This window comes from Pseudomonas sp. LB-090624 (genome assembly GCF_003205205.1).
GTDB lineage: Bacteria > Pseudomonadota > Gammaproteobacteria > Pseudomonadales > Pseudomonadaceae > Aquipseudomonas.
Genome location: NZ_QJRL01000003.1, coordinates 183,044 through 210,008 on the forward strand (window position 1 = coordinate 183,044; position 26,965 = coordinate 210,008).

Annotated in this window: 24 protein-coding genes; 9 read left to right on the forward strand and 15 right to left on the reverse strand. The window is 60.9% G+C overall.

Annotated features, from left to right (window positions below):
- Nucleotides 1-71: 71 nt before the first annotated feature.
- The 8 genes from phoU to DMX11_RS04760 form a co-directional block, all read right to left on the reverse strand.
- Entirely contained in the window at nucleotides 72-842 is a 771-nt protein-coding gene (gene phoU, locus DMX11_RS04730; RefSeq protein WP_110743438.1) for a phosphate signaling complex protein PhoU, read from the reverse strand.
- A 94-nt stretch (nucleotides 843-936) separates the two neighbouring features.
- Nucleotides 937-1,770, reverse strand: coding sequence for a phosphate ABC transporter ATP-binding protein PstB (gene pstB, locus DMX11_RS04735; protein ID WP_110743439.1), 834 nt, complete (start codon nucleotides 1,768-1,770; stop codon nucleotides 937-939).
- A gap of 72 nt (nucleotides 1,771-1,842) precedes the next feature.
- Nucleotides 1,843-3,459: a phosphate ABC transporter permease PstA gene (pstA, locus tag DMX11_RS04740; protein ID WP_177410710.1), complete on the reverse strand. Its 1,617-nt coding sequence runs from the start codon at nucleotides 3,457-3,459 to the stop codon at nucleotides 1,843-1,845.
- Nucleotides 3,460-3,530: 71 nt separating this feature from the next.
- On the reverse strand, nucleotides 3,531-5,819 hold the full coding sequence (locus DMX11_RS04745; protein WP_110743441.1) for an ABC transporter permease subunit: 2,289 nt from the start codon (nucleotides 5,817-5,819) through the stop codon (nucleotides 3,531-3,533).
- Nucleotides 5,820-5,958: 139 nt separating this feature from the next.
- Nucleotides 5,959-6,957: a phosphate ABC transporter substrate-binding protein PstS gene (locus DMX11_RS04750; RefSeq protein WP_110743442.1), complete on the reverse strand. Its 999-nt coding sequence runs from the start codon at nucleotides 6,955-6,957 to the stop codon at nucleotides 5,959-5,961.
- Nucleotides 6,958-7,102: 145 nt separating this feature from the next.
- Nucleotides 7,103-8,620, reverse strand: coding sequence for an S-type pyocin domain-containing protein (locus tag DMX11_RS04755; RefSeq protein WP_110743443.1), 1,518 nt, complete (start codon nucleotides 8,618-8,620; stop codon nucleotides 7,103-7,105).
- Nucleotides 8,621-8,655: 35 nt separating this feature from the next.
- On the reverse strand, nucleotides 8,656-9,162 hold the full coding sequence (locus DMX11_RS25845) for a DUF6392 family protein (protein ID WP_146230337.1): 507 nt from the start codon (nucleotides 9,160-9,162) through the stop codon (nucleotides 8,656-8,658).
- On the reverse strand, nucleotides 9,159-11,747 hold the full coding sequence (locus tag DMX11_RS04760; RefSeq protein WP_256590502.1) for an S-type pyocin domain-containing protein: 2,589 nt from the start codon (nucleotides 11,745-11,747) through the stop codon (nucleotides 9,159-9,161). Before DMX11_RS04760 ends, DMX11_RS25845 begins: the two co-directional genes overlap by 4 nt.
- 272 nt (nucleotides 11,748-12,019) lie before the next feature.
- Here DMX11_RS04760 and DMX11_RS04770 point away from each other — a divergent pair, with 272 nt between their 5' ends.
- Both DMX11_RS04770 and DMX11_RS04775 read left to right on the forward strand, forming a co-directional pair.
- Complete coding sequence (locus tag DMX11_RS04770; RefSeq protein WP_110743445.1) at nucleotides 12,020-12,376, forward strand: hypothetical protein; 357 nt, start codon at nucleotides 12,020-12,022, stop codon at nucleotides 12,374-12,376.
- Nucleotides 12,373-12,840 (forward strand): hypothetical protein, encoded by a 468-nt coding sequence (locus DMX11_RS04775; protein ID WP_146230338.1) that lies wholly within the window; start codon nucleotides 12,373-12,375, stop codon nucleotides 12,838-12,840. Before DMX11_RS04770 ends, DMX11_RS04775 begins: the two co-directional genes overlap by 4 nt.
- A gap of 8 nt (nucleotides 12,841-12,848) precedes the next feature.
- Here the strand turns inward: DMX11_RS04775 and DMX11_RS04780 are convergent, their stop codons facing one another.
- Nucleotides 12,849-14,138 (reverse strand): MFS transporter, encoded by a 1,290-nt coding sequence (locus tag DMX11_RS04780; protein ID WP_110743447.1) that lies wholly within the window; start codon nucleotides 14,136-14,138, stop codon nucleotides 12,849-12,851.
- A 361-nt stretch (nucleotides 14,139-14,499) separates the two neighbouring features.
- Here DMX11_RS04780 and DMX11_RS04785 point away from each other — a divergent pair, with 361 nt between their 5' ends.
- A complete protein-coding gene (locus tag DMX11_RS04785) occupies nucleotides 14,500-14,898 on the forward strand; it encodes an acyl-CoA thioesterase (RefSeq protein ID WP_003253317.1) in 399 nt (132 codons plus the stop codon).
- A gap of 72 nt (nucleotides 14,899-14,970) precedes the next feature.
- The gene (locus DMX11_RS04790) at nucleotides 14,971-15,867 is read left to right on the forward strand and encodes a D-hexose-6-phosphate mutarotase (RefSeq protein ID WP_110743448.1); all 897 of its coding nucleotides are present in this window, start codon (nucleotides 14,971-14,973) and stop codon (nucleotides 15,865-15,867) included.
- 57 nt (nucleotides 15,868-15,924) lie between these two features.
- On the opposite strand, the gene DMX11_RS04795 is transcribed toward DMX11_RS04790, so the two are convergent.
- From DMX11_RS04795 to DMX11_RS04815, 5 genes are all read right to left on the reverse strand, one after another.
- A complete protein-coding gene (locus DMX11_RS04795; RefSeq protein WP_177410704.1) occupies nucleotides 15,925-16,458 on the reverse strand; it encodes a DUF3299 domain-containing protein in 534 nt (177 codons plus the stop codon).
- Between the two features lie 48 nt (nucleotides 16,459-16,506).
- Nucleotides 16,507-16,752, reverse strand: a complete 246-nt coding sequence (locus DMX11_RS04800; RefSeq protein ID WP_010955824.1) for a GlsB/YeaQ/YmgE family stress response membrane protein — start codon at nucleotides 16,750-16,752, stop codon at nucleotides 16,507-16,509.
- Nucleotides 16,753-16,848: 96 nt separating this feature from the next.
- Nucleotides 16,849-17,931 carry a 5-(carboxyamino)imidazole ribonucleotide synthase gene (locus tag DMX11_RS04805; RefSeq protein ID WP_110743449.1) on the reverse strand — a complete coding sequence of 361 codons (1,083 nt, stop codon included), beginning with the start codon at nucleotides 17,929-17,931 and terminating at the stop codon, nucleotides 16,849-16,851.
- 10 nt (nucleotides 17,932-17,941) lie between these two features.
- Nucleotides 17,942-18,433, reverse strand: a complete 492-nt coding sequence (gene purE / locus DMX11_RS04810; protein WP_003253304.1) for a 5-(carboxyamino)imidazole ribonucleotide mutase — start codon at nucleotides 18,431-18,433, stop codon at nucleotides 17,942-17,944.
- A 171-nt stretch (nucleotides 18,434-18,604) separates the two neighbouring features.
- Nucleotides 18,605-19,537, reverse strand: a complete 933-nt coding sequence (locus DMX11_RS04815; RefSeq protein WP_177410705.1) for a LysR substrate-binding domain-containing protein — start codon at nucleotides 19,535-19,537, stop codon at nucleotides 18,605-18,607.
- Nucleotides 19,538-19,719: 182 nt separating this feature from the next.
- On the opposite strand from DMX11_RS04815, the gene aspA reads away from it, so the two are divergent.
- From aspA to DMX11_RS04835, 4 genes are all read left to right on the forward strand, one after another.
- Nucleotides 19,720-21,144 (forward strand): aspartate ammonia-lyase, encoded by a 1,425-nt coding sequence (gene aspA, locus DMX11_RS04820; RefSeq protein WP_110743606.1) that lies wholly within the window; start codon nucleotides 19,720-19,722, stop codon nucleotides 21,142-21,144.
- 178 nt (nucleotides 21,145-21,322) lie between these two features.
- On the forward strand, nucleotides 21,323-22,315 hold the full coding sequence (locus DMX11_RS04825) for an AraC family transcriptional regulator (RefSeq protein WP_110743451.1): 993 nt from the start codon (nucleotides 21,323-21,325) through the stop codon (nucleotides 22,313-22,315).
- 162 nt (nucleotides 22,316-22,477) lie between these two features.
- Entirely contained in the window at nucleotides 22,478-23,521 is a 1,044-nt protein-coding gene (locus DMX11_RS04830) for a histone deacetylase family protein (RefSeq protein ID WP_110743452.1), read from the forward strand.
- Nucleotides 23,521-24,624, forward strand: coding sequence for a polyamine ABC transporter substrate-binding protein (locus DMX11_RS04835; protein ID WP_110743453.1), 1,104 nt, complete (start codon nucleotides 23,521-23,523; stop codon nucleotides 24,622-24,624). The genes DMX11_RS04830 and DMX11_RS04835 overlap by 1 nt, the downstream gene beginning before the upstream one ends.
- A gap of 74 nt (nucleotides 24,625-24,698) precedes the next feature.
- Here DMX11_RS04835 and DMX11_RS04840 read toward each other — a convergent pair whose 3' ends face one another.
- A complete protein-coding gene (locus DMX11_RS04840; protein WP_110743454.1) occupies nucleotides 24,699-26,237 on the reverse strand; it encodes a PLP-dependent aminotransferase family protein in 1,539 nt (512 codons plus the stop codon).
- A gap of 90 nt (nucleotides 26,238-26,327) precedes the next feature.
- Between DMX11_RS04840 and DMX11_RS04845 the strand changes: the two genes are divergently transcribed.
- Complete coding sequence (locus DMX11_RS04845; RefSeq protein WP_110743455.1) at nucleotides 26,328-26,957, forward strand: FMN-binding negative transcriptional regulator; 630 nt, start codon at nucleotides 26,328-26,330, stop codon at nucleotides 26,955-26,957.
- Nucleotides 26,958-26,965: the final 8 nt, after the last annotated feature.

Genomic DNA, 26,965 nt, shown 5'->3' on the forward strand with positions numbered 1-26,965 from the left:
GGTGCCTGCCGGCTCTCGACCGCAAACGAAAACGCCCGGCCAAGGCCGGGCGTCGATGCTCGGGAGCAACCTTACTTATCGTCAGATTCACCGGAAACATTAGCCTTTTCGCCGTCGGCGATCGCAGTGCCCTGCACTTCGGCAGTCATCCGCTTGAGCCCCATGTGGCGCACGTCGGTGCCGCGCACCAGATAGATCACCAACTCGGAGATATTGCGCGCATGGTCGCCAATCCGCTCCAGCGAGCGCAGCACCCAGATCACACTGAGCACCCGTGAGATCGAGCGCGGGTCTTCCATCATGTAGGTCACCAGCTCGCGCAGCGCGGTCTTGTACTCGCGGTCGATGGTCTTGTCGTACTGAGCCACCGACAATGCCAGGTCGGCGTCGAAGCGGGCAAAGGCGTCCAGCGCATCACGGACCATGTTGCGCACCTGGTCGCCAATGTGGCGGACTTCGACGTAGCCGCGCGGCGACTCGCCTTCTTCGCACAACTGGATGGCGCGACGGGCGATCTTGGTCGATTCGTCACCGATGCGCTCAAGGTCGATCACCGACTTGGAAATGCTGATGATCAGGCGCAAGTCAGAGGCCGCCGGCTGGCGACGGGCGAGGATGCGCAGGCACTCTTCGTCGATGTTGCGCTCCATCTGGTTGATCTGCTCGTCAACCTCGCGCACCTGCTGGGCCAAGCCCGAATCAGCTTCGATCAGCGCGGTAACCGCGTCGTTGACCTGTTTTTCCACCAGCCCGCCCATGGCCAGCAGGTGGCTGCGCACTTCTTCCAGCTCGGCGTTGAACTGCTGTGAAATATGATGGGTAAGGCTTTCTTTGTTGATCATCGTTTCGCTCCGCGAACAAGCTGCAAGCTTCAAATAATTCGTCTTGTACCCTGTGGGTGCGGGCATGCCCCCACCCACCGGGGCCGCAGGGCTGCTAGCCGTAGCGACCGGTAATGTAGTCTTCGGTCTGCTTCTTCGCCGGGTTGGTGAACAGGGTGTCGGTATCACCGAATTCGACCAGTTTGCCCATGTACATGAATGCGGTGTAGTCCGAAACACGGGCCGCCTGCTGCATGTTGTGGGTAACGATGACGATGGTGTACTTGGATTTCAGTTCGTAGATCAGCTCTTCAACCTTCAGGGTCGAGATCGGGTCCAGCGCCGAGCACGGCTCGTCGAGTAGCAGTACTTCCGGCTCAACGGCAATGGTGCGGGCGATGACCAGACGCTGCTGCTGGCCACCAGAAAGGCCCAGTGCCGATTCGTGCAGGCGGTCCTTGACCTCGTCCCACAAAGCCGCGCCCTTCAGCGCCCACTCGACCGCTTCGTCAAGCACGCGCTTCTTGTTGATGCCCTGGATACGCAGACCGTAGACCACGTTCTCGTAAATGGTCTTGGGGAACGGGTTGGGCTTCTGGAACACCATGCCCACGCGGCGACGCAATTCGGCCACGTCCTCACCCTTGCGGTAAATGTTGTTGCCGTACAGGTTGATAGCGCCTTCCACGCGGCAGCCGTCAACCAGGTCGTTCATGCGGTTGAAGGTGCGCAGCAGGGTCGACTTGCCACAGCCGGACGGCCCGATGAAGGCGGTCACGCGTTGCTTGGGAATGTTCAGGCTGACGTCGAACAGGGCTTGCTTGTCGCCATAGAACAGGCTCAGACCGGGCACTTCGATGGCCACGGTTTCTTCGGCCAGACGCAGGCCCTGCTTGTTGCGGCCCAGGGCAGACATGTCGATGCCATGGGTGTTGGAATCTTGCTGCATGGTCAACTCCATACGCTATCAAGTCGTTTCAAAGGGCCGCCCGGCCTGCGGGCGGCACGCATGCAATCAGGGTCAGCTGTCCAGTGCCTTGTACTTCTCGCGCAGGTGGTTCCGGATCCACACCGCCGAGAGGTTGAGGGCTGCAATCACCAGTACCAGCAATAGCGCCGTGGCATAGACCAGCGGCCGCGCGGCTTCGACGTTGGGGCTCTGGAAGCCGACGTCATAAATGTGGAAGCCCAGGTGCATGATCTTCTGGTCCAGGTGCAGGTACGGATAGTTACCGTCCACCGGCAGCGACGGCGCCAGCTTCACTACCCCCACCAGCATCAGCGGCGCCACTTCACCGGCGGCGCGGGCCACGGCGAGGATCATGCCGGTCATCATCGCCGGGCTGGCCATGGGCAAGACAATCTTCCACAGCGTCTCGGCCTTGGTTGCACCCAGCGCCAGCGAGCCTTCACGCACGGTGCGTGGAATGCGCGCCAGGCCTTCTTCGGTGGCGACGATCACCACCGGCACCGCCAGCAGTGCCAGGGTCAGCGATGCCCACAGCAGGCCCGGGGTACCCAGGGTCGGCGCCGGCAGCGCTTCGGGGAAGAACAGGCGGTCAATCGAGCCGCCCAGCACGTAGACGAAGAAGCCCAGGCCGAACACGCCGTAGACGATCGCCGGCACACCGGCCAGGTTGTTCACGGCAATACGGATCAGCCGGGTTACCGGCCCTTGCCTTGCGTACTCACGCAAGTAAACGGCAGCCAGCACACCGAACGGGGTGACGATTACGGCCATGATCAGGGTCATCATCACGGTCCCGAAGATGGCCGGGAAGATACCGCCCTCGGTGTTGGCTTCACGCGGGTCGTCGCTGAGGAATTCCCAGACCTTGCCGAAGTAGGTGCCCAACTTGGTGAACGCCGACATGCCGTTCGGCTGAATAGCGTGCACGACCTTGCTCAGGTTGATTTCCACTTCACGGCCATTGCCATCCCGGGCCACCAGGCTGTCGCGGGAGAATGCCTGGTGCAGGCCGGTCAGGCGGTCTTCGATAGCCTTGTAGCGGCTGTTCAGTTCGGCACGGTCGGCGTCCATGTCGGCCTGGGCGGCGGCATCCAGCTTGCCGTCCAGCTCCAGCTTGCGCGCTTGCAGGCGCAGGCGCTCAAGGCCATGGTTGATGGCACCGATGTCCTTCTTCTCCAGCTGCTGCAGCTCGTTGTTGAGCTGGTTGGCACGCTTGAGGCGGGCCTGCAGTTCGTTCCAGGCAGCGGGGCCTTCGGCAACCACGCGGCCTTGTTCCTTGACGCTGACCAGGTAGCCATAGAAGTTGCCCCACTCGCGGCGCTCGAGGGCCATCAGGTCGGCTGGGCGCTGTTCGTCCACCAGCCAGTCGCCGACCACCCAGGTGAAATCGCTGCCGTTGAGGTCGCGGTTACCTACCTTGATAAGCTCGCGGGTCATGAACTCCGGGCCCTGGTCCGGTACCGGCAGGCCGGCGCCTTTCAGACGGGCACGGGGTACTTCTTCCTTTTGCACTACTTCGCCGATGACGACATGGTCTACCTGGCCTGGCACCTTGTAGGTCGCCTGGACCAGGTCAGCTGGCCAGAAGTGGCCCAGGCCGCGCACGGCGATGACCGCCAGCAGGCCGACGGTCATGATCACCGCCATCGCCACCGCGCCGCCGCTCATCCAGACGCCTGGGGCGCCGCTCTTGAACCAGCCTTTGAGGGAAGCCTTTTTCACGGATCGCTACCTTTCTATCAAAGCGACGAGTATTTCTTGCGCAGACGCTGGCGAATCAGCTCGGCCAAGGTGTTCATGATGAAGGTGAACATCAGCAGCACCAGCGCGGCCAGGAACAGCACGCGATAGTGGCTGCCGCCGACTTCCGATTCGGGCATTTCCACGGCCACGTTGGCAGCCAGGGTGCGCATGCCCTCGAACAGGTTCATCTCCATCACCGGGGTGTTGCCGGTGGCCATCAGTACGATCATGGTCTCGCCCACCGCACGGCCCATCCCGATCATCAGCGCCGAGAAGATCCCCGGGCTGGCGGTGAGGATGACCACGCGGGTCAGGGTCTGCCAGGGCGTCGCACCCAGCGCCAGCGAGCCCAGGGTGAGGCTGCGCGGCACGCTGAATACGGCGTCTTCGGCGATGGAGTAGATGTTGGGAATAACCGCAAAGCCCATGGCGATACCCACCACCAGGGCGTTTCGCTGGTCGTAGGTGATCCCCAGGTCATTGGTAATCCACAGACGCATGTCGCCACCGAATAACCAGCTTTCCAGATGCGGGCTCATGGTCAGGGCGAACCAGCCGGTGAACAGGATGACCGGTATCAGGATCGCCGCTTCCCAGCCGTCCGGCACGCGCAGGCGAATCGATTCTGGCAGGCGGGTCCAGGTAAAGCCGGCCAGCAGAATGCCGAACGGCATCAGCAGGAATAGGCTGAACACACCTGGCAGGTGGCCTTCCAGGTAGGGGGCCAGGAACAGGCCGGCAAAGAAGCCAAGGATCACCGTCGGCATCGCCTCCATCAGCTCGATCACCGGCTTGACCTTGCGACGCATGCCGGGGGCCATGAAGTAGGCGGTGTAGATAGCGGCAGCGATGGCCAGCGGAGCCGCGAGGATCATCGCGTAGAACGCGGCCTTGAGGGTACCGAAGGTCAGGGGCGACAGGCTCAGCTTGGGCTCGAAGTCGGTGTTGGAAGCGGTCGATTGCCAGACGTATTTAGGCTCGTCGTAGTTCTCGTACCAGACCTTGCCCCAAAGCGCGCTGAAGGAGATTTCCGGGTGCGGGTTACGCAAGCTCAGCGGCAGCAGCTTGCCGCCTTGTTCGATGATGATGCGGTTGGCGCGTGGCGACAGGGCAAGGATGCCAGGGCCCTCGGTAACCGGTTCGACCAGCAGGGTACGGTGCGCGGTGCTGTGGAACACACCCAGCTTGCCCTCGGCGTCGAGGGCGATGAAGCCCTTGCGGCGCTCTTCGGCGTCGATCTGCACGACTGGCGCCTTGCCCAGCTGGAAGGTACGGATCTGTTTGAAGCGCGATTCGCCATCCGGGTCGCGGGCCATGAACCACTGGGCCAGGCCACCCTTGGAGTCACCGATGATCAGCGAGATACCACCCACCAACTGGCCGGTGGCGGTGACTTCGGTGTCTGCACTTTCGGACAGCTTGTAGCGGCCGTTAAGGCTCTTGTCGCGCAGGCTGAATACATCGGCCGTGGCACGGCCATTGATCACGTAAAGCCACTGCTGACGCGGGTCGATGAAGATGTTCTTCACCACTTCGGTCATCTGCGGCAGGACGATGCGGTTCTGCTCGGTGGTGACCTCTTCGGTCATCATGTTTTCGCTACGGGTCAGTTCCAACACCTGCAATTGCGCACCAGTGGAGCCGGCCAGCACCAGGGTGTCGCCATTGACGTTGACGCTGACGTGCTCCAACGCACGCCCCTGCTCGTCGAGCACGAACGGCTGCTCGCCGTACGGGTAGTCGATGTTGGCGGTGATGGTCTTCTTGTTGTCCGGGTAGGTGATCTTGTAGGTGTGGTGGAACACCAGCGCCTGACCGTTGGACAAGCCCAGCACCACCAGAGGGCTGCCCGGCTGGTCGGCACTGATCGAAGTGACCTGGGTGCCCGTTGGTACCGGCAGGTCAACACGCTTGAGCTCGTTACCGGTCTTGGTATCGAAGAACAATGCCTGGCCCTTGTCCGAAACCCGCATGCCCACCAGGTTCTGCTCTTCGAGCGCGATCATCAGTGGCTTGCCAGCATCCTGCTGCAGCCAGGTCGGCTCCAGGGTTTTCTTGCTGGTCAGTTCGGCACCCTGGAACAGTGGCAGCACCACGTAGGCCAGGTAGAAGAAGATCAGGGTGATGGCCGCCAATACGGCAAGCCCGCCCACCAGTACATACCAGCGGGTCAGGCGATCCTTGAGCGCACGCATGCGGCGCTTGCGTTGCAACTCGGGCGTATTGAAATCAATGCGCACGGGCTGGGAGTTTTGGGTCATGTTGGAATTGGCCAGATCATTCATGCGCACACCCTAGCGGTCCCGTGTGACAAAAACATTACAAAGTGGTGACGCGCGAAAGCCCGCCGCACAGGATACCTGGCTTCGGACCGGAACATCGTGGAAGAGGCCGGGCAGCGGCGCCGGCCTCCTCTTCAGTTACTTACTTCTTTGCAACGTTACCGGCATGCGACAGGCCCAGGTCAGCCAGGGTCTTCTCGACAACTTTAGCCGGCAGCGGGATGTAGCCATCCTTCACCACGACCTGCTGGCCAGCTTGCGACAGCACCAGTTTGACGAACTCGGCTTCCAGCGGGGCCAGAGGCTTGTTCGGGGCCTTGTTGACGTACACGTAGAGGAAACGCGACAGCGGGTAAGAGCCATTCAGGGCGTTGGTTTCGTTGTCTTCGACGAACTCGCCGCCTTCTTTCTTGGCCAGGGCTACAGTCTTGACGCTGGCAGTCTTGTAACCGATGCCCGAGTAGCCAATGCCGTTCAGCGAGGAGCTGATCGACTGCACGACCGAAGCCGAGCCAGGCTGTTCGTTGACGTTAGGCTTGAAGTCGCCTTTGCACAGGGCTTCTTCCTTGAAGTAGCCGTAGGTACCCGATACCGAGTTGCGGCCGAACAGCTGGATTGGCTTGTTGGCCAGGTCGCCGGTCACACCGACATCGCCCCAGGTCTTGATCTCGGCCTTGCCACCGCACAGGCGGGTGGAGGAGAAGATGGCGTCTACCTGAGCCATGGTGAGGCCCTTGATTGGGTTGTCCTTGTGCACGAACACGGCCAGGGCGTCGACGGCAACCGGGATGGCGGTCGGCTTGTAGCCGTACTTCTGCTCGAAAGCCTGCAGCTCGACGTCCTTCATCTTGCGGCTCATCGGGCCGAGGTTGGCGGTGCCTTCGGTCAGCGCAGGTGGCGCGGTCGAGGAGCCGGCAGCCTGGATCTGGATGTTTACGTTCGGATATTCCTTCTTGTAGGCCTCGGCCCACAGAGTCATGAGGTTCGCGAGGGTGTCGGAACCGACGCTGGAGAGGTTGCCCGAAACACCGGTGGTCTTGGTGTAGGTCGGGATCGCAGGATCGACAGCGGCTACCGCGTTGGCGGTTGCAACGCCAGCGGCGGCAAATGTGAGGGCCGCCATCAAACGCTTCAGTTTCATGCCTTGCTCCTAGCAGGAATATGGGGGTGCTGGATGGAACGGGCCCAAGTATCGGCAGGCCGCATGAATACGATATGACTTGAATATGACAAATGGATGAAAGGCCATCACCAACAATCGGGATGGCCATGGCAAAAATACTGCCTCAAAGCTCGCGGCGGTCCCTGAACATGATGTACAGAGGCACCACGCCAGCATCGGGAGGAAACACCACCACGTAGTCGTCGAACTCAACCTGGGACAAGTCCGCAAAACGGTCTATCAAAGGTACTTTCGGCATATGGAGGAAGCCGATGCTCGGGGGGCTCGCGAGATCCTTGAGCGCATTCGGCGCGCGGCCCTTCTGCCACAACACGGTCACAGGCGCCTTGCCCTCGCTGGTGAACGCAAAAACCTGCCGCGTGGCATCCCAGCCAGCCGCCCGAACTCGCACCCCTGAGGGGACAACCGCCCCCTGAGTGACTGTCATGACGACATGGGAGTATAGGGTAAACGGCTTGACGCCCACACTGGTGCCAGAACTAGTGCCGTGTACTGTTGAGCACAAGCGCACGGGCAATTCCACTTCAGCCCTTGCTGCCGCCAAGGCTGCCCAGTCCAGATCCTCGCCAGAGAGCATTTCAACCAGCGGCACCGTCATCGCAAAGCGGGGGTCATCGCTTGGCGTACCCAGCACGAATTCGACAACATCCGCATAGGTGCCGGGGTGTTGGCCTTCTACAGAGGTGGCCTGCCATGCCAGTTCTGCTGCTGCGGAGCGAAAAGTCTTGATCAGCTGATGCTGCTGTTGGGCCACCTCAAAGCTCAGGCCCTGCGCAGTCAGCAATGCCGGATGCAAACCTGCCGCCTGTGCATGCGCCTTTAACGTCAGTGGCCCATGGCCTGGTCCGGTTGCCGTGGTTCTGGCCAGTTGGGCGATACGCGCTTCCAGAGCTTCAATCAGCGTCACAGCTTGGGCGTACAAGCCGGGGTGGCGCGCTTGTGCCGCTGCCAATGCTTGGGCATGTAGTTGGCTACCTGCCGTGATTTCCTGCAGCACCACGGCCTGTATCGCCGCATTGAGAAACGGGCTGGAAGCATCCCGAACGGCGCCATCCCGAGCGAACCCGACCGACATCTGTAGCCGCTCGAGCTGGCTGACTGCACGCTTGGCTTGGTGCTGGGTGGTTTCCAGTGCACGCAGCGTGGCATGGCTTACGGTCAATTGCTGCTCTGGCGTGCTCGCGACAGGGTCAATGCCTAACTGCCGTTCAAGTGCTGTGAGTTGCAGCGCTGCCTGCTGCTGCGCAGCATGAACCTGTGCCACCAATTTGCGCACTTTCTCCAGGTTTTGGTTGGACGACCGGCTGGCACGCTGCTCGCGGGTCAGGTTCTGCTGGGGCGGTAGCGGCTGCACGGTCTGGCCCAGGAAGGCCGCGCGGCCGTTTTGCCGGTGCCATGCCTTTACCGTTTTAACGATGTAATCGGGAGAGTTGACGTTGCCAGTTTCGTCAGCGTTTGAGTAGAACAGGAGATCGCTGCCGGCGGGGTGGCCGACAATGTTGTTGAAGTGGGCGATCCACGCGTCATGCGAGGGCTTGTCGACATCTGCCTGCCAAATAGCTTCGACCAGACCAAGAAAGGAATGCTCTTCGTACTGCTCCAGGCGGGGTTTGAGTTCCATGTTACTTACCTCTTCATAGATACAGTCAAGGCAATTCAACTGTCAGCCGGCTGGTGAACCTGATCACGCATGCGATCGTAGCCAGATTCTTTCAATGCAAACGACAGCCCTATCACATTCAAGGCCACGTCATATTTCACGATGGCCACCAACCCTGCATGCCCTGCGAGGTCGAATTTGTCCCACCCACCAACCTTGCCCATAGGCAAAGGCATCATGAAGGGACCTTTCGAGTCAACTGGATCCCCCAAAATTTTCAGCGTTTGCTCGCGAGTAATACAGCTATCAAACGGCGGCGGAAGCTTATCCTGATAAACGGTTTTCGAAGTAGCTGTTGACGCGATGGAGATAATTACAGACTCAAACCTTCTATCTTCAGCCCAAAATCTCAAGTTCAACCCGGGCGCCGGACGCAAATATACAGATAACGCACCTGGATAAACTTCAATAAACTCAGTCAACCATGAGCCATCTTCGCGAATTAGTTCGTCTTGCGACTTCCCCAATTTTTTTAGATACGAATCCAGTTTTTGAGCATTCATTTATAAAGACCCTTCTGTTGATGGTGGGCGTGCAGCTGACGCCGGGCATTTTCAATTTCTGAATCGCTATATCCGTGCTCAAGCAACCCTGGCTTCAAGGCGTCCATATTGCTATCAACAGCTGCGCGGAGATCTGATGCATCTTTGCGCTGTTTTGCTGCATTATTTCGCCCTCCATATGTCTCACTGTACTTTCGATGCACTTCCACAGGGATCACTATGCTCGGCGCGGCCTCCAGCAGGCTCTTGATATCCTCCGGTGAAAGGTCAGGGTAGTTTTCAGTCAAAAAAATCTCGTAAGCTTTTCGTGACACAATGTGATCCACATCCATACGATCGTTGATGCTTCGGCGTCGTAAGTCCTTGTAATCACCGACCTCAAGCGGCCTGGCTGGCGTGTAGTTGACCAGCCCCGGTTCGGGTAGATCAGTTTCGCCTCCGAATCCAGGAATTATGGCCCCAGTTTCACTTGAAATTTCGCCCGGAAGTATTTCAAGACTTGGCCCCACGGGATCGGTGGGCGCGCCCGGGAGGATTCCCGGTAGCGAAGGTGCCACCGGCAAGCGCGTCGGACCGAGCAGTTCTGCACCAGGGGCCACCAGGGGTGTCCAGGTGCGCGTTGGCTGGCCTTGAACAACTGCCGGGTCAAAGGCCAGCGCCACACTGGAAGCGAACCAGGGCTGAAACGGCTGAGCGACTGTCAGCACGCCCTGGGCATCGGTGGGCCTGTGGATACTCAGTTGGTCGAGGTTATAGAGGCCGGAGCCAACGCCAACGGCAGATAGATGCCGGAGTTCGAACGACTGCCGTGCCCCGCTCCAACTCGCCCTCGGCGCAATAGGAGGAAAACCGTTGAGGATGCGCCGCTGGTTCAGTTCATCGAACTGCCCGAACAACGCCTGCTCCGCTGCGATAGCCCGCCATACCGCACTTTCGAAAGCCGGCATATCGGTGAACTGGCGGCCGCGCAGCTGGTTGCCAACCTGTGCCGGCACGGCCAAACCAGCAGCGGCCCCGTTGCCGGACCACCAGTTGCCAGCAACCGCTTGCCCTCTTCCGCTGACCACTCCGGTACCGGCTGGCGGCAGCACGAAAGAGAAATACTGAGGGGGTTGGCCAGGAATACAGACAATACAGTCGTCAAAGCGCAGGTCCACGCCTGCGCCAACCGGGACCACCTCCGGCGCAAGTGACAGCACTCTCCCTGTCGACCCACCTTCTACCGGCACGGCAGAACCACCGAGGACGATGGTTTTGTCAGAGGGCGTGGCGCCCTGGAGTCGGTAGGTTTCGGTCAGAGGATCGAAAACGGCATTTCTGACCCGTACCTCGGGCGCGATCCCGGCGCCTGTCGACGCCACCGCGACACCACTGCCTCCCGGCAGGTGCTCGATCTTGATGCGACTCGAGAGACGGGCCGAACCACCAGCATTGGCGATAGCCTGGAGGTCCTGCCCAGCCTCAACGCCCAGCAGATCAGCACGTACCCCCAGCCCTTCGAGTCGTCGCCGACGCTGGTCGGCAGTCAACTCGCCATCGCCCAGCACCGGGGAGTGCACCATAGCTGTAACCGACAGGCTAATGGCCTGACCGGCGCGTATCGCTGCGACCCTTAGCACTTCCTTGGCCGCATTGGCGATGGCCTGCTGGATGGCAGTAGCCACTTCCAACGCTACCTGTGCGCCGCCCTGGGTGAGCAACACACCACCGGCCTGGGCTGCACCAACTGGAGCCGTCAGCGTGGCGGCATCTCTCAGCCGCTGCAGTCGCTGGTCTTCATCCGCCTGTTGCTTGAAGCGAATCCGCGCTTCGCGCTGTTCAGCGTACTGTCGCTGCTGCTCCCGACTTGCCTCCCGCGCCTTCCAGACCTGCTCCTGCGCGGCATGTTCCACCAGCAACGCGGCCGAGCGCTCTGACAATTGCCTGATGGCCTCTTGCAGCAACCGGGCCTCCTGGGATGCCAGATAGGCTGCTTCCCAGTCGCGATGCAGTTGTTGCATCTGCACTGCGTTCGCCAGCTCTGACAGCCGCGCGGCATAGGCGTCCGCGCTTACACCCCGGTCAGCGAAAGCAGCCGCTCGTGCCTGATACTCGGTCAGCGCGCCTTGCTTTGCCGCAATGAGCCCTTCTGTCTCGTTACGTGCCTTGGTGATCTGGTAGAGCTGCCAGCGTTCGCTACCGTCATATTCTGGGCGCTTGCGTGCTGCATCGATTTCGCCTTGAAGCGCCTGGGTCAACCCCTGAGCCAGGCCTGCGAAGTGGGCGTCAAGCTGCACGCGCCGGTCTTCTCGTGCCTGGCTGTAGGCAGCTACTCGCTGCCGATGAGCGAGCGCTTGCGCTTCGGCGCGTTCAGCCGCAGCCGCGGCCTGGCGTGCTTGTTCTTCGGCCTGCGCCTTGGCCAGCGCAGCAGCGCGAGCTCTCGCCCGCTTTTTCCGGCGACGCCGGCTGGAACCACCAAAGCCACCACCGAAGCCACCGCCGCCGCCAATGCTGAAGAAGCCACCCCCGCCACCGCTTGAACCGGAAGAGCCTGGGGTGATAACTACGTCACCTGTTGAATTGTCGTTAAACGTGTTCTGAGCCATACAGGGTCTCCTTGTCTGTATGGCCGATCGTTGTGAAAAAGCCGTATGACGCTGCGTTACATATCTATCAACTCATATTTGAAACTCCACCCCTTCTATTTATTCACCAATACCAAACAAAGAAATGTCTTACTGATTATATTGATTCTTCTTACAGCGACACAAAACAGCACACAATGAAACAAATCCGCACTGGCGCAGAAAATCATTAAATGCAACTCTATGGATGAAGCATTTGCCACTTACATTTCAATTATTAGCAGCGAGCACCCATGCCTGAAAACATCACTCATGAGAAGACCTTCACCATGCCAACTATTTGGCCAGAGATCCTCATCAAGATACTCATAAGAAAATACCCGAAACTCAGCTTTGCCAAGACCAAAGAAATATTACTGCAAACACCCTCAATCGTTTTGCCCGAAGCCATACTGCCAAAATTCGATTTGGCATTTCACCTCATCAAGAACAAGAGGCATGCCGCAGGCGATCAACCTGGAGAGATATTGGCTGAGGTCGACCTTTTTTTCACCGCTTTGAACATAGCTTGGCCGGACAACGCTACACAACTCGGGAGCGCCAAGCAGAAGATAATCAGCCTTTATCAAAACGGGGGATGGGTAGAATGAACCAATCAATAATTGATTCCTGGATAGAGCGACTTGGCCACCCGCACGCGTCATTAGTAACGCTGGGCCATTTGCCAGATACACCTCTTGAAGTGGTATTCATGGGGCAAGAATCAGAAACTGCCACCCCTCTGCCCGGCCTCGAGCTGGAGTTTTCAACTGAGCCGTTAATTTTGAAGTGCGTGCATGTCAACGTGATCAGAACAATCCCCCAGGACCAACCCTATCAAGGCACGCTGCCCGATCGATTACAGGGACTTACAACCAGAAAAGAAGTCACCGAGAGATTCGGCCCTTCGTCCATGTCGCAGCCGCCCTTGCGAATGCCCTCCCCCTTGGGTGATACCGGGGGTTGGGACGTGTTTGCCTGGGAAAACACAAACAACGTCCCCACCTTCGTGATGGTTCAATACAACACCGATCTACAGGTTTGCGACTTGGCCTTCTTCAGGGAGGGCATCTGACCTGAAGCTCAACGTTTTTTCGCCAGCAAATAGAGGCCAACGAGCAAGCCGAGAACACACAAGCCAGCTACATAGTAGGCAGGCGCCATCGGGCTCACTTTCAGCAGCGCGGTCACCGCCATCGGCGTCAGCCCACCAAAGATCGCGTAGGCCACGTTGTATGAGAACGACAGCCCGCTAAAGCGGACCACCGCCGGGAATGCCTTGACCATCACATAAGGCACCGCGCCGATCACGCCCACGCACAGGCCGGTCAGCGCGTACAGCGGGAACAGCAGCTCGGGCCGGGTCGGCAGGCTGTGGTAGAAGGTCCAGGAGCTGGCCAGCAACAACAGGCTGCCGATCACGAACACTCGGCCCGCACCAAAGCGGTCGGCCAGGCTGCCGGCACCAATACAACCGAAGCTGAGCAACACGATGGCCAGGCTGTTGGCCTTGAGCGAGTCGGTCGGGCTGATGTGGTAGAAGCTCTGCAGCAGCGCCGGGGTCATCAGGATGACCACCACGATGCCGGCTGAAAGCAGCCAGGTCAGCAACATCGACAGGATGATCGGGCCACGGTGATCGCGCAGCACAGCGCGCAGCGGCAGCTCCTCGGCCAGCGCCTTGCGTTGCTGCATTTCGGCAAACACCGGGGTTTCGTGCAGCCAGCGGCGCAGGTACACCGAGAACAGGCCGAACACACCGCCAAGCAGGAACGGAATACGCCAGGCGTAGTCAGCCACTTCTTCCGCGCTGTACACGCTGTTGATCAGGGTCGCTACCAGCGAGCCCAGCAGGATGCCGGCAGTCAGGCCAGCGGTCAGAGTGCCGCAGGCATAGCCGGTGTTGCGAGCCGGCACGTGCTCGGAGACGAACACCCATGCACCCGGTACTTCACCGCCGATTGCCGCGCCCTGGATGACGCGCATCAACAACAGCAGGATCGGTGCCCACATGCCGATCTGCGCATACGTCGGCAGCAACCCCATGATCAGGGTCGGCAGGGCCATCATGAATATGCTCAAGGTGAACATCTTCTTGCGACCAAGCAAATCACCGAAGTGGGCCATGATGATGCCACCCAGCGGCCGCGCCAGGTAACCGGCGGCGAAGATCCCGAACGTTTGCATCAGCCGCAGCCACTCGGGCATGTCGGCCGGGAAGAACAACTTGCCCACCACCGTGGCGAAGAACACGAAGATGATGAAGTCGTAGAACTCCAGCGCGCCGCCCAGGGCGGACAGTGAGAGGGTCTTGTAGTCACTGCGGGTCAGCGGCCGCGAGGGCTGCTCGATACTGCTCGGCACGGAGGTCATCGCTCGTTGTTCTCTTTGTAGGGGCATGCAGGCCGCTTGGCGCGCGGCTTCTGAATTGGGAGAGAGGCGAAGATAGCAAATTGCCGAGCCGCGCTGAAAGCGATACAAAATCCCTCCAGATATTCATGAATGTGCGGTCGTCGCTGGCCGTTATGCTCTATATACTGGGGATTCGTAGGAAAAGGTTGCTGCTAGTGTGGGATGTTGTGCGAAAACGTCGGTCTTGATGTCAGACGGTTTCGCAGAGTTTCCCTACGGCCGCCCAGTGAAACGAAATCGGCGTAGTATGTTTCAAGCTGAATCGTTTACCCGGCCTTTGCGCCACACCAACGAAAGCGTCACGGGTCAGAGGCCCCATCGCATGATTGAGCTCGAACAAGAAGATCCTATCCCGCAAGGCGACCTGGCCTTGCAGATTACCGCGCTGCCGCGCGAGACCAACGGCTTTGGCGACATCTTCGGCGGCTGGCTGGTTGCCCAGATGGACTTGGCCGGCACTGCCATGGCCAGCCGCGTCGCCGGCGGCCGCGTGGCGACCGTGGCCATCGACCGCATGGCCTTTCTGGTACCGGTTGCGGTAGGCGCGCAGCTGTCGTTCTATACCCAGACGCTGGAAATCGGCCGCAGCTCGATCCAGATGATGGTCGAGGTGTGGAGCGACGACCCACTGTCCAGCGAATGGCGCAAGGTCACCGAAGCGGTATTCGTCTTCGTCGCCATCGACGGCAGTGGCCGCACCCGCTCCGTGCCTCGTCGCTGAGCCACGCCGGCGGTAAACTCATTGGATGAGCCAGGGTCCAAGGCCTTCTGGCAATACAATGAGACGAATGCAATGGCTACCTTCCAGGTCGTAACCGAGCAACATGGCGAACTGAACTGCTGGCGTATCAGCAGCGACCGCGCCGAACTCCTGATCGCCCAGCAGGGCGCGCAGATCCTCAGCTACCAGCGGGTCGGCGAGCCGCCGCTGCTGTGGCTGAGTGACCAGGCGATCTTCCGCGAGGGCAAGTCGGTCCGTGCCGGTGTGCCGGTGTGCTGGCCGTGGTTCGGCAACCTGCAGCGCAACCCCCAGGCCGTTCAGGCTATGTACCACGGCGAACAGGCGCCTGCTCACGGGCTGGCGCGCTCACGTGACTGGCAGCTGCTGGGTATCGAGGAAGCGGGCGAAAACCTACGCATCGAATTCAACCTCACAGAAGCCCAAGGCCACCTGCCCGACTGGCCGCACAATGTGGAACTCACGCTGGTAGTGGAGCTGGGCGAAGCGTTGGCGCTGAAACTCACAAGCCGCAACATGGGCGATAGCCCGGTTACCATCAGCCAGGCCCTGCACAGCTACTTTGCCGTCAGCGATGTGCGCCAGGCGCGTATCGAAGGGGTCGAGGGGCTGGGCTACATCGAGACTTTGGCCGACTGGGAGCAGCGCCAGCAGCAGGGGGCACTCGAGTTCGCCGGGGAGACGGACCGGATCTACCTCGACACCCCGCAAACGCTGAGCATTGTCGACCCGCATTGGAGCCGCCGTATTACCTTGACCAGCAGTGGCTCGCGCTCGGCGGTGATCTGGAACCCTTGGACCGATCGGGCCAGGGCATTGGCGGACATGGCTGATGATGGCTGGCAGCGGATGCTGTGCATCGAGACGGCGAATGTGTGGAATGACCTGGTGGACTTGAAGCCTGGGGCGAGTCATTCGCTGGGCGTCCAGATCGGTTGTGAAAATATCTGAGCCCTGCACTTTGCCGGCCTCTTCGCGAGCAAGCCCGCGGAGAGGCCGGGCCAATTATCAGAGGTCAGCGTCCTCCACCACCCTCACTTTCCCCGCATCGAGTGCATAGGCCGCGTCGGCCAGGTCATTGCTTACTTTTTCCACCTTCAGCTTGCCGCTGACCCATAGCGGGGTGTAGATGTCATCGATCTTCAGGCCTTTCGGGTAGCGCACCAGTACCAATTGGTTGGGCGGCGGTGGCGGCACATGGATGCACGCACCCGGATACGGCACCAGGAAGAACAATGTGCTGTTGCCCTTGGCGTCACTCTCCAGCGGCACAGGGTAGCCACCCAGACGGATGTCCTTGCCATTCATGGCCGGAACGGTCTTGGTCGAGTACATCACCGCGGGCAGGCCCTTGCTCTGCTTGAGGCCACCCTTGGCGGTAAAGGTGCCCATGGCTTCCGGAGAGTTGTGATCGATCTCGGGCATTTGCTCGAGCGCCTTCTGGTCCGACTTCGGCATCAACTCCAGCCAGTCGGTTTCGGGCAGTTCGGCATGGGCCAGGGTACTGGCCAACAGCAGGGGGATAAGAAAAAAGGCACGCATGGCAATGCTCGGCAACTCGGGTGAATTGCCGGGCATTCTAACCAGTATTCAGCGTTTCTTGATGAATCCGTAGATCACCAGAAGGACAACGGCACCGACCAGCGCGCCAAAGAAGCCCGCCGCCTGCCCGGCCTGGTAAATACCCAGGGCCTGGCCGCCATAGGTGGCCAACAGGGAGCCGGCGATACCCAGCAGGATGGTCATGATCCAGCCCATGCTGTCATCGCCCGGCTTGATGAAGCGGGCCAGCAGGCCGACGATGAGGCCGATGAAAATGGTTCCAATGATGCCCATGGCAATCCCTCTGCAGTGAATATGAAACAAGCCGAAGCCTAGACAGCACTTCGGCTTGTTGCCATTTCAGAGGGCATGGCGCATGTAGAAGTTCGATCAGTTGCTGATCAGGGCCTCTACTTCGGCAATCTTGCGCTCGAGGGTGGCCATGTCACGGCAGCGCAGGGTGGCGTGGCCAACCTTGCGGCCGACCTTGAAGGCCTTGCCGTAATGGTGCAGGTGGCAGTCATCGATGGCGACAACCTGCTCCACCGCCGGCACTTCGCCGATGAAGTTCAGCATCGCGCTCTCGCCCACCTTGGCAGTCGAGCCCAGCGGCAAGCCGGCAACGGCGCGCAGGTGGTTCTCGAACTGGCTGCACTCGGCGCCTTCGATGGTCCAGTGCCCGGAGTTATGTACTCGCGGGGCGATCTCGTTGGCCTTCAGGCCGCCGTCGACTTCGAAGAACTCGAAAGCCATCACGCCCACATAATCCAGCTTCTGCAGCACACGGCCGACGTAGTCTTCGGCCAGGGCCTGCAGCGGGTGTGCCTGGCTAGCCACCGACAGGCGCAGGATGCCGCTCTCGTGGGTGTTGTGCACCAGCGGGTAGAAGCGGGTTTCGCCATCACGGGCACGCACGGCCACCAGCGATACTTCGCCAGTGAACGGCACGAAGCCTTCCAGCAAGCACGGGACGCTGCCCAGTTCGGCGAAGGTGCCTACCACGTCTTCTGGCGTGCGCAGCACCTTCTGGCCCTTGCCGTCATAGCCCAGGGTGCGGGTTTTCAGCACGGCCGGCAGGCCGATGCTGGTCACTGCAGCGTCCAGGTCTGCCTGGGAGAGGATGTCCGCAAAGGCTGGGGTGGGGATACCCAGGTCGCGGAACATGCTCTTTTCGAACAGGCGGTCGCGGGCAATGCGCAACGCCTCGGCGCTGGGGTACACCGGCACGAACTGCGAGAGGAAGGCCACGGTCTCGGCCGGGACGCTTTCGAATTCGAAGGTGACCAGGTCGACCTCGTCGGCCAACTGGCGCAGGTGGTCCTGATCGCCATAGTCGGCACGCAGGTGCTCGCCCAGGGGCGCCGCGCAGGCGTCCGGTGCCGGGTCGAGGAAGGCGAAGTTCATGCCCAGCGGAGTACCCGCCAGGGCCAGCATGCGGCCCAGCTGGCCGCCACCGATTACACCGATCTTCATGGGTTGAGCCTCAAGCCTGGCGCGGGTCTGGATTATCCAGCACGGTGTCGGTCTGTTCCGTGCGGAACTGCTTCAGTGCCGCGTGATACTGCGGATACTTGGCGCCAAGGATGCTGGCCGACAGCAAGGCTGCGTTGACCGCGCCGGCACGACCGATGGCCAGGGTGGCAACTGGCACACCCGCGGGCATCTGCACGATCGACAACAGCGAATCGACGCCCGACAGCATCGACGACTGCACCGGCACACCCAGCACCGGCAGGTGGGTCTTGGCGGCGCACATGCCTGGCAGGTGGGCTGCGCCACCGGCACCGGCGATGATCACCTCGATGCCACGGCCCTCGGCCTCCTCGGCATACTGGAACAGCAGATCCGGGGTGCGGTGGGCGGAAACCACCTTCACTTCGTAGGGAATGCCGAGTTTTTCCAGCATATCGGCGGTGTGGCTAAGGGTGGACCAATCGGACTTGGAGCCCATGATCACGCCAACCAGTGCACTCATCGTCGAGCCTCTTCGCTTGTGCGCCCTTGGGCGCGTCAAAAAACAACAAGCCACGCGGGACGACCGGCGTGGCTTGTTTGCTGATCAGGACCGGACACATCCGGTCGAAAGGCCGCGCAGTATACCGTAAGGTGGTGCGTTTAAGGCACCCCGGCGACCAACTGTCGCCCCTTATTTTTCGGGGCTTTGACTGACTTTTGGGTCAACCGCTGCGGCACCCTCGAGCTTGCGCCACAACAGCCTGACATTGGCCTTGCGCACCAGCGCGCAGCGGTACAGGCGGATTTCCAGCGGCACGTGCCACTGGCTGCCGCCACAGATCGCCAGCTCACCCCGCTCAAGCTCGCCCCGCATCGACAGGCGCGGCACCCAGGCGATACCCATGCCTTCCAACGCCATGCTCTTGAGACTGTCGGCCATGGCGGTTTCATAAACGGTGGTATAGCGCAGATTGCGCTGGCGCAGCAGCAAGTTGACCGAACGGCCGAGGAAGGCGCCAGCGGAATAGGCCAGCAGCGGCACGCTGCCCTCGCCTTCCAGGTCGAACAATGGCTTGCCGTCATCATCCACGGCGCACACCGGCAGCATCTCGGTGTTGCCCATGTGCAGCGAGGGGAAGATCTCGGCGTCCATCTGCAAGGCTGCATCCGGGTCGTAGAACGCCAGCATCAGGTCGCAGCCACCTTCGCGTAATGCATGCACGGCATCCCCAACGTTAGTCGCAACCAGGCGGGTGGCGATGTTCAGCCCGTCGTGGCGCAACTGAGCCACCCATCGCGGGAAAAAGCCCGATGCCAGGGAGTGTGCCGCGGCGACCTGCACCACTTCGCCTTGCCCACCTTCAAGGTGATGCAAATGACGTAGAATTTCGCCCAACTGGTCGACAACGGTACGTGCTGTGACCAGAAATAGCTGCCCGGCCTCGGTCAGTTCGATCGGCGTGCGGGAACGATTCACCAGTTGCAGGCCCAAGGCCGCTTCAAGGCTGCGAATACGCCGGCTGAAGGCCGGTTGGGTGACGAAACGCCGCTCTGCCGCCTGGGAAAAACTGCGGGTAGCGGCCAGCGCGCTGAAGTCTTCCAGCCATTTGCTTTCGAGGTTCACAAAGCACATCTCCCGACGTGCACCAAAATGGAACACGCTCGAATGTCAATTGGCGTCACATGAAACACTATGCCGTTTGTGCATAGGTTAGCGTGCAACAGCATTGGCCGCAAAATCACCTTCAGGCCTAGGATTGGCGCCATTCCGGCATGTGCCGGGTCAAAATCGAGATGATATACATCATGTCCTCCGCTGCATCGTTCCGCGTCGAAAAAGATTTGTTGGGCACCCTCGAAGTTCCTGCTGATGCTTACTACGGCATCCAGACACTGCGCGCTGCCAACAACTTCCACCTCTCCGGTGTTCCGCTGTCGCACTACCCGAAACTGGTAGTCGGCCTGGCGATGGTCAAGCAGGCCGCTGCTGACGCCAACCGAGAGCTGGGGCACCTGAGCGATGCCAAGCATGCTGCCATCAGCGCTGCTTGCGGTCGACTGATCAAAGGCGACTATCACGAGCAGTTCGTGGTCGACATGATCCAGGGTGGTGCAGGTACTTCCACCAACATGAACGCCAACGAAGTCATTGCCAACATCGCGCTGGAGGCCATGGGCCACCAGAAGGGTGAATACCAGTACCTGCACCCGAACAACGATGTGAACATGGCGCAGTCGACCAACGACGCCTACCCGACTGCTATCCGTCTGGGCCTGCTGCTGGGTCACGACGCCCTGCTGGCCAGCCTCGACAGCCTGATCCAGGCCTTCGCTGCCAAGGGTAAAGAGTTCGACCACGTACTGAAAATGGGCCGTACCCAGCTGCAGGACGCGGTGCCAATGACCCTGGGCCAGGAATTCCGTGCCTTCGCCACCACCATGACCGAAGACCTGCAGCGCCTGCGCTCGCTGGCTCCGGAACTGCTGACCGAAATCAACCTGGGCGGTACCGCCATCGGCACCGGCATCAACGCCGACCCTGGCTACCAAGCCCTGGCCGTACAGCGCCTGGCAATCATCAGCGGCCAGCCGCTGGTACCGGCTGCCGACCTGATCGAAGCCACCTCCGACATGGGCGCTTTCGTGCTGTTCTCGGGCATGCTCAAGCGTACTGCGGTCAAGCTGTCGAAGATCTGCAACGACCTGCGCCTGCTGTCCAGCGGCCCGCGTACCGGCATCAACGAGATCAACTTGCCAGCGCGTCAGCCAGGCAGCTCGATCATGCCAGGCAAGGTCAACCCGGTTATCCCGGAAGCCGTGAACCAAGTGGCCTTCGCCATCATGGGCAACGACCTGGCCCTGACCGTCGCCGCCGAAGGTGGCCAGCTGCAGCTGAACGTGATGGAGCCGCTGATCGCCTACAAGATCTTCGACTCGATCCGCCTGCTGCAACGCGCCATGGACATGCTGCGCGAACACTGCATCGTCGGCATCACCGCCAACGAACAGCGCTGCCGTGAACTGGTCGAGCACTCGATCGGCCTGGTCACCGCCCTGAACCCATACATCGGCTACGAAAACGCCACCCGTATCGCCCGCGTTGCCTTGGAAAGCGGCCGCGGTGTGCTGGAACTGGTGCGCGAAGAGAAGCTGCTGGATGAAGAGATGCTTAACGACATCCTGCGTCCAGAAAACATGATCGCTCCACGTCTGGTTCCGCTGAAGGCGTAACCCGGCTGCTGCACACTGTCTCACCAGGTTAAGGGACTAGACACCTCTCAACCTTTCAAGGCCCGAGCCAATGCTTCGGGCCTTTTTTTTGCCTGATGGATTGTCGGCCCGGTAAGCGCCCGGAATTACGGCACACTACTTGCTCCGTAATGCATCCCAAGCAAAGGGATTACCCAGCATGCTGCACAGCCACCTGACCACCCTCAACGCGGTTTCGCTGATCCTCAACGTCTTCCAGGCAGACGGTTGCGAGGCTTCGGCGCTGTTGGCCGGCAGCGGCATCGGCCCGGCAGACCTAGGGCTCACCGATGCGCGCATCACTACCCAGCAGGAACTGCAGGTGTGCGCCAATGCCGTGGCCCGGCGCGAGGACATCGGCCTGGAACTGGGCCAACGCATGCATGTGTCATGCTACGGCATGCTCGGTTACGCCTTGCTCTCCAGTGCCACTTTGGGTGACGCCCTGCGCCTGGCGTTGCAGTATCCGGCACTGCTGGGAACAGTCTTCAAGCTGCGCTTGCGCGACGATGGGCAGCGCGTGTGGTTCAGCGCCAGCGATTATCACGACAGCCCGGCGCTGAGCGCTTTCAACGCCGAATTCTGCCTGGTGTCGTTGAAGGTTATCTGCGACGACCTGCTCGGCCGCCCACTACCACTGCTGGGGGCCCGCTTCGAACACCCTCGCCCGGGTTACCATATGCGCTATGCCGGTGCTTTCCAGTGCCCCATAAGTTTCGCTGCCGAGGACAACGCCTTCGCTTTCGAAAGGCGCTGGCTAGAGATGCCGTTGCCGCTGGCCGACCCGATCACCCACAAGGCCATGAGCGAACGCTGCCGACGCCTGAACCTGGAGTTCACCGGCCGGCAGGCCTGGCTGGGGAAAATTCGCCAATTGCTGGCGCAGCAACTGGACGCGGCCCCGGGGCTGGAAGGGCTGGCGCGGCAGATGAACTGCTCGTCGCGCACCCTGCGCCGGCATTTGCAGGCGCAGGGCTGCAGTTATCAACAGTTGCTGGATGAACTGAGGTTCGAGCGGGCCAAGCAGTTGCTGGCAGACGAGCAGATGCCGATCTACCGGATTGCCGAGACCTTGGGGTTCAGTGAAACAGCCAGTTTTCGACATGCCTTCCAGCGCTGGAGCGGCGTGGCGCCCAGCCATTTTCGCGGTTGACCTGTTGCGCCCCCTTCGCCTGCGAGCCCGCGAAGGGGCCGGCACAAACAATGCGGCCAAACAGCTTGGCCATATCGATCCCCTTTTGGCCGTTTGCGTCGTTCTCCGTTACTGACCCGCCCATGACAATGGACCCACGCCAGTACCCACCGGAGAACAACAATGCTGACGATCTATTCCGATGACCACCGCCTGCACCATGGCCGCTGCGAGCTGATCGACGGCAAGCTGATGCCCTGCTTCGAAATGCCTTCACGCGCTGACCATGTGCTCGATCAGGTGAAAAAGCGCAACCTGGGTGACATCCAAGGCCCCACCGACTTCGGCCGTGCGCCGCTGCTGCGTATCCACAGTGCCGACTACCTCGACTTCTTCGAAGGCGCCTGGGCGCGCTGGGCCGCCATGGGCCAGGAAGGCGACCTGCTGCCGTTCACCTGGCCTGCACGCACCCTACGCCAGGTAAAACCCACGGGCCTGCACGGCGAATTGGGCTACTACAGCTTCGACGCCGGCGCGCCGATTACCGCCGGTACCTGGCAGGCCGCCTACAGCGCCGCCCAGGTAGCCCTTACCGCTCAGGCAGCCATTCAGCAAGGCGCGCATTCCGCCTTTGCCCTGTGCCGCCCACCAGGGCATCACGCGGCTGGCGAAGTAATGGGTGGCTACTGCTACCTGAACAACGCCGCCATCGCCGCCCAGGCCTTCCTTGACCAGGGCCGGCGCAAGGTCGCCATCCTCGATGTCGACTACCACCATGGCAACGGCACCCAGGACATCTTCTACAGCCGCGACGACGTGTTTTTCGCCTCGATCCACGGCGACCCGCAGGACGAGTTCCCGTTCTTCCTCGGCTATGCCGATGAAACCGGTGAGGGTGCCGGCGAGGGCTGCAACATCAACTACCCCCTACCCGCCGGCAGCGACTGGGCCGCCTGGAGCACCGCCCTGGAAGATGCCTGCCAGCGCATCGCCCGCTATGACGCCGACGTGCTGGTGATATCGCTGGGCGTGGACACCTTCAAGGACGACCCGATCTCGCAGTTCAAGCTGGACAGCCCTGACTATCTGGAAATGGGCAAACGCATCGGTCAGCTCGGCAAGCCCACCCTGTTCGTGATGGAAGGCGGCTACGCTGTGGAAGAAATCGGTATCAACGCAGTCAATGTGCTGGAAGGCTTCCAGCGCGCCCAGCCAGGAGCCCGATAATGGTCCGACTCAAGCGCCTGCTCGCCCCGTTCATCGCTGCCACCCTGCTCACCGGAGCCCTGCAGGCCCAAGCCGAGCAGCGCACCCTGCGTGTGTATAACTGGTTCGATTACATCACCCCGCAGACCTTGACCGACTTCCAGAAGGACAGCGGCGTCAAGCTGGTATACGACATCTTCGATACCAACGAGGCCTTGGAGGCCAAGCTGCTAACCGGCAATTCCGGCTATGACGTGGTGGTACCGTCCAACGTGTTCCTCGCCAAGCAGATCGAAGCCGGGGTATTCCAGCCGCTGGACCGCAGCAAGTTGCCGAACTGGCAGCACCTGGACCCGTCGCTGATGAAGTTGATAGAAGCCAACGACCCAGGCAACAAGTTTGCTGTCCCGTACATGTACGGCACCGTGCTGATCGGCTTCAACCCGGCCAAGGTCAAGGCTGCGCTGGGCGACAACGCACCGGTGGACAGCTGGGACCTGATTTTCAAGGAAGAGAACATCGCCAAGCTCAAGCAGTGCGGTGTATCCCTGCTCGACTCGCCGTCCGAGATTCTGCCGTTGGCCCTACAGTATCTCGGCCTGCCACCGAACAGCGACAAACCGGCCGACTACAAGAAGGCCGAGGAGCTGATGCTGAAGATTCGTCCGCACATCACGTACTTCCACTCCTCGAAGTACATGGCTGACATGGCCAACGGCGATATCTGCGTGGCGGTGGGCTACAGCGGCAGCTTCTCGCAGGCCGCCAACCGCGCCAAGGAGGCAAAGAACGGCGTGGTGGTGGACATGCGCCTGCCCAAGGAGGGTGCGCCAATCTGGTTCGACATGCTGGCGATCCCTAAAAACGCGGCCAACCCGGATGATGCCCACGCGTTCATCAACTATCTGCTACGCCCAGAGGTGATTGCGCCGATCAGCGATTTTGTCGGCTACCCGAACCCGAACAAAGATGCCACCGACAAGGTGAACCCGGCGATTCGCAACAACCCCAACCTGTACCCAACGCCGGAGGCAATGGCCAGGTTGTACACGCTCAAGCCGTTGGCCCGGGATGCCGAGCGGGCCAGGACTCGGGCCTGGACGCGGATCAAATCCGGGACCTGAGTTTGCTTCTTCGCGGGTGAACCCACAGGGCGTGCGCCGACCTCAGATGCGGCGCAGCCCCTGTGAGAGCGGGTTCACCCGCGAAACGGCCGCCAAACCTTGCGCAATTTAATCAAGGCCTCGGCAATCTCCCCCTCCGGCACCGCAGCAAACCCCAGCACCAGCCCCGCGCGCTTATCCACAGGCACCTCGCTGTCCGCCAACCAGAAATTGCTTAGCGGCGTCACCTCCACCCCTACTGCCTCGGCCTTGGCCACCAGCGCCTGCTCCAGCGCAAAGTTATCCACATCCACTTTGACATGCAGCCCCGCCGCCACCTCGGGCATGGCTCCCAAGCCCGGAACATCCACAGGCCAGCCGGCGCAGAGCACATTGCGCCGGCTCAACGCCGCTTTACGCATACGCCGTATATGCCGCTGAAAATGTCCACGGGCCATGAACTCGGCCATCACGCACTGGCTGCTGACCTCCGAATGTCGCACCGCCAGCGCCCTGCCTTGGCTAAAGGCCTGCGCCAACTGCGGTGGCAGTACCAGGTAGCCCAGGCGCAGCGCCGGGAAGGCGATCTTGCCAAAGGTGCCGACGTACAGTACCCGACCATGCTGGTCTAGAGCTGCCAGCGGGGCAAGGGGCGCACCGCTGTAGCGGTACTCGCCATCGTAGTCATCCTCTATGACCCAGCCATCGTTGCGCTCAGCCCAGGCCAGCAACTCCAGACGACGTGCCAGGCTCATGGTCACTCCGGTCGGGTACTGGTGCGCAGGTGTGACATAGACCAGTCGGCAATCGGCCACTTGCCCCAGCCGATTGCAGTCCATTCCCTCTTCATCCACCGGCACACCGCACACCTTGGCACCCGCCAATGCAAAGGCGTGACCAGCCGCCCGATAGCCTGGGTTTTCCACAGCCACCGTGTCGCCAGGCTGCAACAGCAACTGTGCACAAAGGCTGATTGCCTGCTGCGCGCCACTGGTGATCACAATTTGTTCAGACGTGCAGCTCAACCCTCTTGACCGCCGCAGGTAGGCGGCGACCAGCTCGCGCAATGCAGGCTCGCCTGCGGGGTCACCATAGCCCAAATGCGCAGGAGATGGATTGCGCCAGAAACCCGCCTGCAGCTTGGCCCAAACGTCAAATGGGAACAAATCGAACGCAGGTATGCCGACACGAAATGCACGTGGCGCGCCACTTCTCGGCGGCGGCAAGTGGTTATTTTTCAGGCGCTGCAAAGGCTCGCTGAGAGGACGCTTGCTGGATAAATCCTCAGTATCATCAGAGTAAAATGTGGATAAACCTGTTGATAACCCCCGGGATAACCCTGTGGATACTTGTGTGGATAATTTCGGCAGCCGACTGACATATGTGCCATCGCCGACCCGGCTCTCGATGTAGCCCTCGGCATAGAGTTGGTCGTAAGCACGCACTACGCTGTTGCGTGACAACGCCAGCATAGCGGCCAGATCACGACTGGCCGGCAACCGCGTGCCACTGCTCAGGCGCCCGTCCAGTACGCGTGCGCGTAGCGCCTGGTAGAGCTGCTGGCTCAGCCCGCGGCGACGATCCAAGGTGATCCCGGCGGGGTCGAAAGGCAGGATGAGGGGGCGTTCGCTCATGGCATTGGACCTATGAAAACAGCCTGGAATGGCTCTTACTCAGAACCAATAGCCTGCCTAGGATGAAGCCATTCGACAAGGACCCCAGCCATGTACAACAGCAAGCCCCACCAGGAACACGACCTCGCTCGCCTGCATCAGCACATGCTCGACACCCGCCTGGCCGTGCTGGTCAGTCACGGCGAACAGGGCCTGCTGGCCACGCACCTTCCGGTTCTGGTGGATACCACCGAGGGCGAATTCGGTACCGTCTATGCTCACCTGGCACGGGCCAACCGCCAATGGCAGGACCTGGCGTTGGGGGCTGAAGCGATGCTGGTGTTCCCGGGGGCCGATGCCTATGTCAGCCCCAGCTACTACCCGAGCAAGGCCGATAACCCCAAAGTGGTGCCGACCTGGAACTACCTGGCCGTGCACGCCTATGGCGCGGCTGATGTAATCCACGACGCGGAGCCACTGCTGGCGATTGTCAGCCGCCTGACCGACCGGCATGAGCGCGGCCGCAGTGAACCGTGGAAAGTCACCGATGCCCCCGCCGACTACCTCGACGGCATGCTGCGCGCCATTGTCGGTATTCGCCTGCCGATCACCCGCCTGCAAGGCGCGCGCAAGCTCAGCCAGAACCGCTCCGAACAGGACATCATCGGCGTGCGCGAAGGCCTGAGCGCCAGCCCCGATCAAATGGACAACCAACTCGCCGCGCACATGCGCCAACTGTAAGGGAACAA

Excerpts from the sequence above, each read along its gene's own strand:
- phoU (WP_110743438.1), bottom strand. The coding sequence starts at position 842 with ATGATCAACAAAGAAAGCCTTACCCATCATATTTCACAGCAGTTCAAC.
- pstB (WP_110743439.1), bottom strand. The coding sequence starts at position 1,770 with ATGCAGCAAGATTCCAACACCCATGGCATCGACATGTCTGCCCTGGGC.
- pstA (WP_177410710.1), bottom strand. The coding sequence starts at position 3,459 with ATGAGCGGCGGCGCGGTGGCGATGGCGGTGATCATGACCGTCGGCCTG.
- DMX11_RS04745 (WP_110743441.1), bottom strand. The coding sequence starts at position 5,819 with ATGAATGATCTGGCCAATTCCAACATGACCCAAAACTCCCAGCCCGTG.
- DMX11_RS04750 (WP_110743442.1), bottom strand. The coding sequence starts at position 6,957 with ATGAAACTGAAGCGTTTGATGGCGGCCCTCACATTTGCCGCCGCTGGC.
- DMX11_RS04755 (WP_110743443.1), bottom strand. The coding sequence starts at position 8,620 with ATGGAACTCAAACCCCGCCTGGAGCAGTACGAAGAGCATTCCTTTCTT.
- DMX11_RS25845 (WP_146230337.1), bottom strand. The coding sequence starts at position 9,162 with ATGAATGCTCAAAAACTGGATTCGTATCTAAAAAAATTGGGGAAGTCG.
- DMX11_RS04760 (WP_256590502.1), bottom strand. The coding sequence starts at position 11,747 with ATGGCTCAGAACACGTTTAACGACAATTCAACAGGTGACGTAGTTATC.
- DMX11_RS04770 (WP_110743445.1), top strand. The coding sequence starts at position 12,020 with ATGCCTGAAAACATCACTCATGAGAAGACCTTCACCATGCCAACTATT.
- DMX11_RS04775 (WP_146230338.1), top strand. The coding sequence starts at position 12,373 with ATGAACCAATCAATAATTGATTCCTGGATAGAGCGACTTGGCCACCCG.
- DMX11_RS04780 (WP_110743447.1), bottom strand. The coding sequence starts at position 14,138 with ATGACCTCCGTGCCGAGCAGTATCGAGCAGCCCTCGCGGCCGCTGACC.
- DMX11_RS04785 (WP_003253317.1), top strand. The coding sequence starts at position 14,500 with ATGATTGAGCTCGAACAAGAAGATCCTATCCCGCAAGGCGACCTGGCC.
- DMX11_RS04790 (WP_110743448.1), top strand. The coding sequence starts at position 14,971 with ATGGCTACCTTCCAGGTCGTAACCGAGCAACATGGCGAACTGAACTGC.
- DMX11_RS04795 (WP_177410704.1), bottom strand. The coding sequence starts at position 16,458 with ATGCGTGCCTTTTTTCTTATCCCCCTGCTGTTGGCCAGTACCCTGGCC.
- DMX11_RS04800 (WP_010955824.1), bottom strand. The coding sequence starts at position 16,752 with ATGGGCATCATTGGAACCATTTTCATCGGCCTCATCGTCGGCCTGCTG.
- DMX11_RS04805 (WP_110743449.1), bottom strand. The coding sequence starts at position 17,931 with ATGAAGATCGGTGTAATCGGTGGCGGCCAGCTGGGCCGCATGCTGGCC.
- purE (WP_003253304.1), bottom strand. The coding sequence starts at position 18,433 with ATGAGTGCACTGGTTGGCGTGATCATGGGCTCCAAGTCCGATTGGTCC.
- aspA (WP_110743606.1), top strand. The coding sequence starts at position 19,720 with ATGTCCTCCGCTGCATCGTTCCGCGTCGAAAAAGATTTGTTGGGCACC.
- DMX11_RS04825 (WP_110743451.1), top strand. The coding sequence starts at position 21,323 with ATGCTGCACAGCCACCTGACCACCCTCAACGCGGTTTCGCTGATCCTC.
- DMX11_RS04830 (WP_110743452.1), top strand. The coding sequence starts at position 22,478 with ATGCTGACGATCTATTCCGATGACCACCGCCTGCACCATGGCCGCTGC.
- DMX11_RS04835 (WP_110743453.1), top strand. The coding sequence starts at position 23,521 with ATGGTCCGACTCAAGCGCCTGCTCGCCCCGTTCATCGCTGCCACCCTG.
- DMX11_RS04840 (WP_110743454.1), bottom strand. The coding sequence starts at position 26,237 with ATGAGCGAACGCCCCCTCATCCTGCCTTTCGACCCCGCCGGGATCACC.
- DMX11_RS04845 (WP_110743455.1), top strand. The coding sequence starts at position 26,328 with ATGTACAACAGCAAGCCCCACCAGGAACACGACCTCGCTCGCCTGCAT.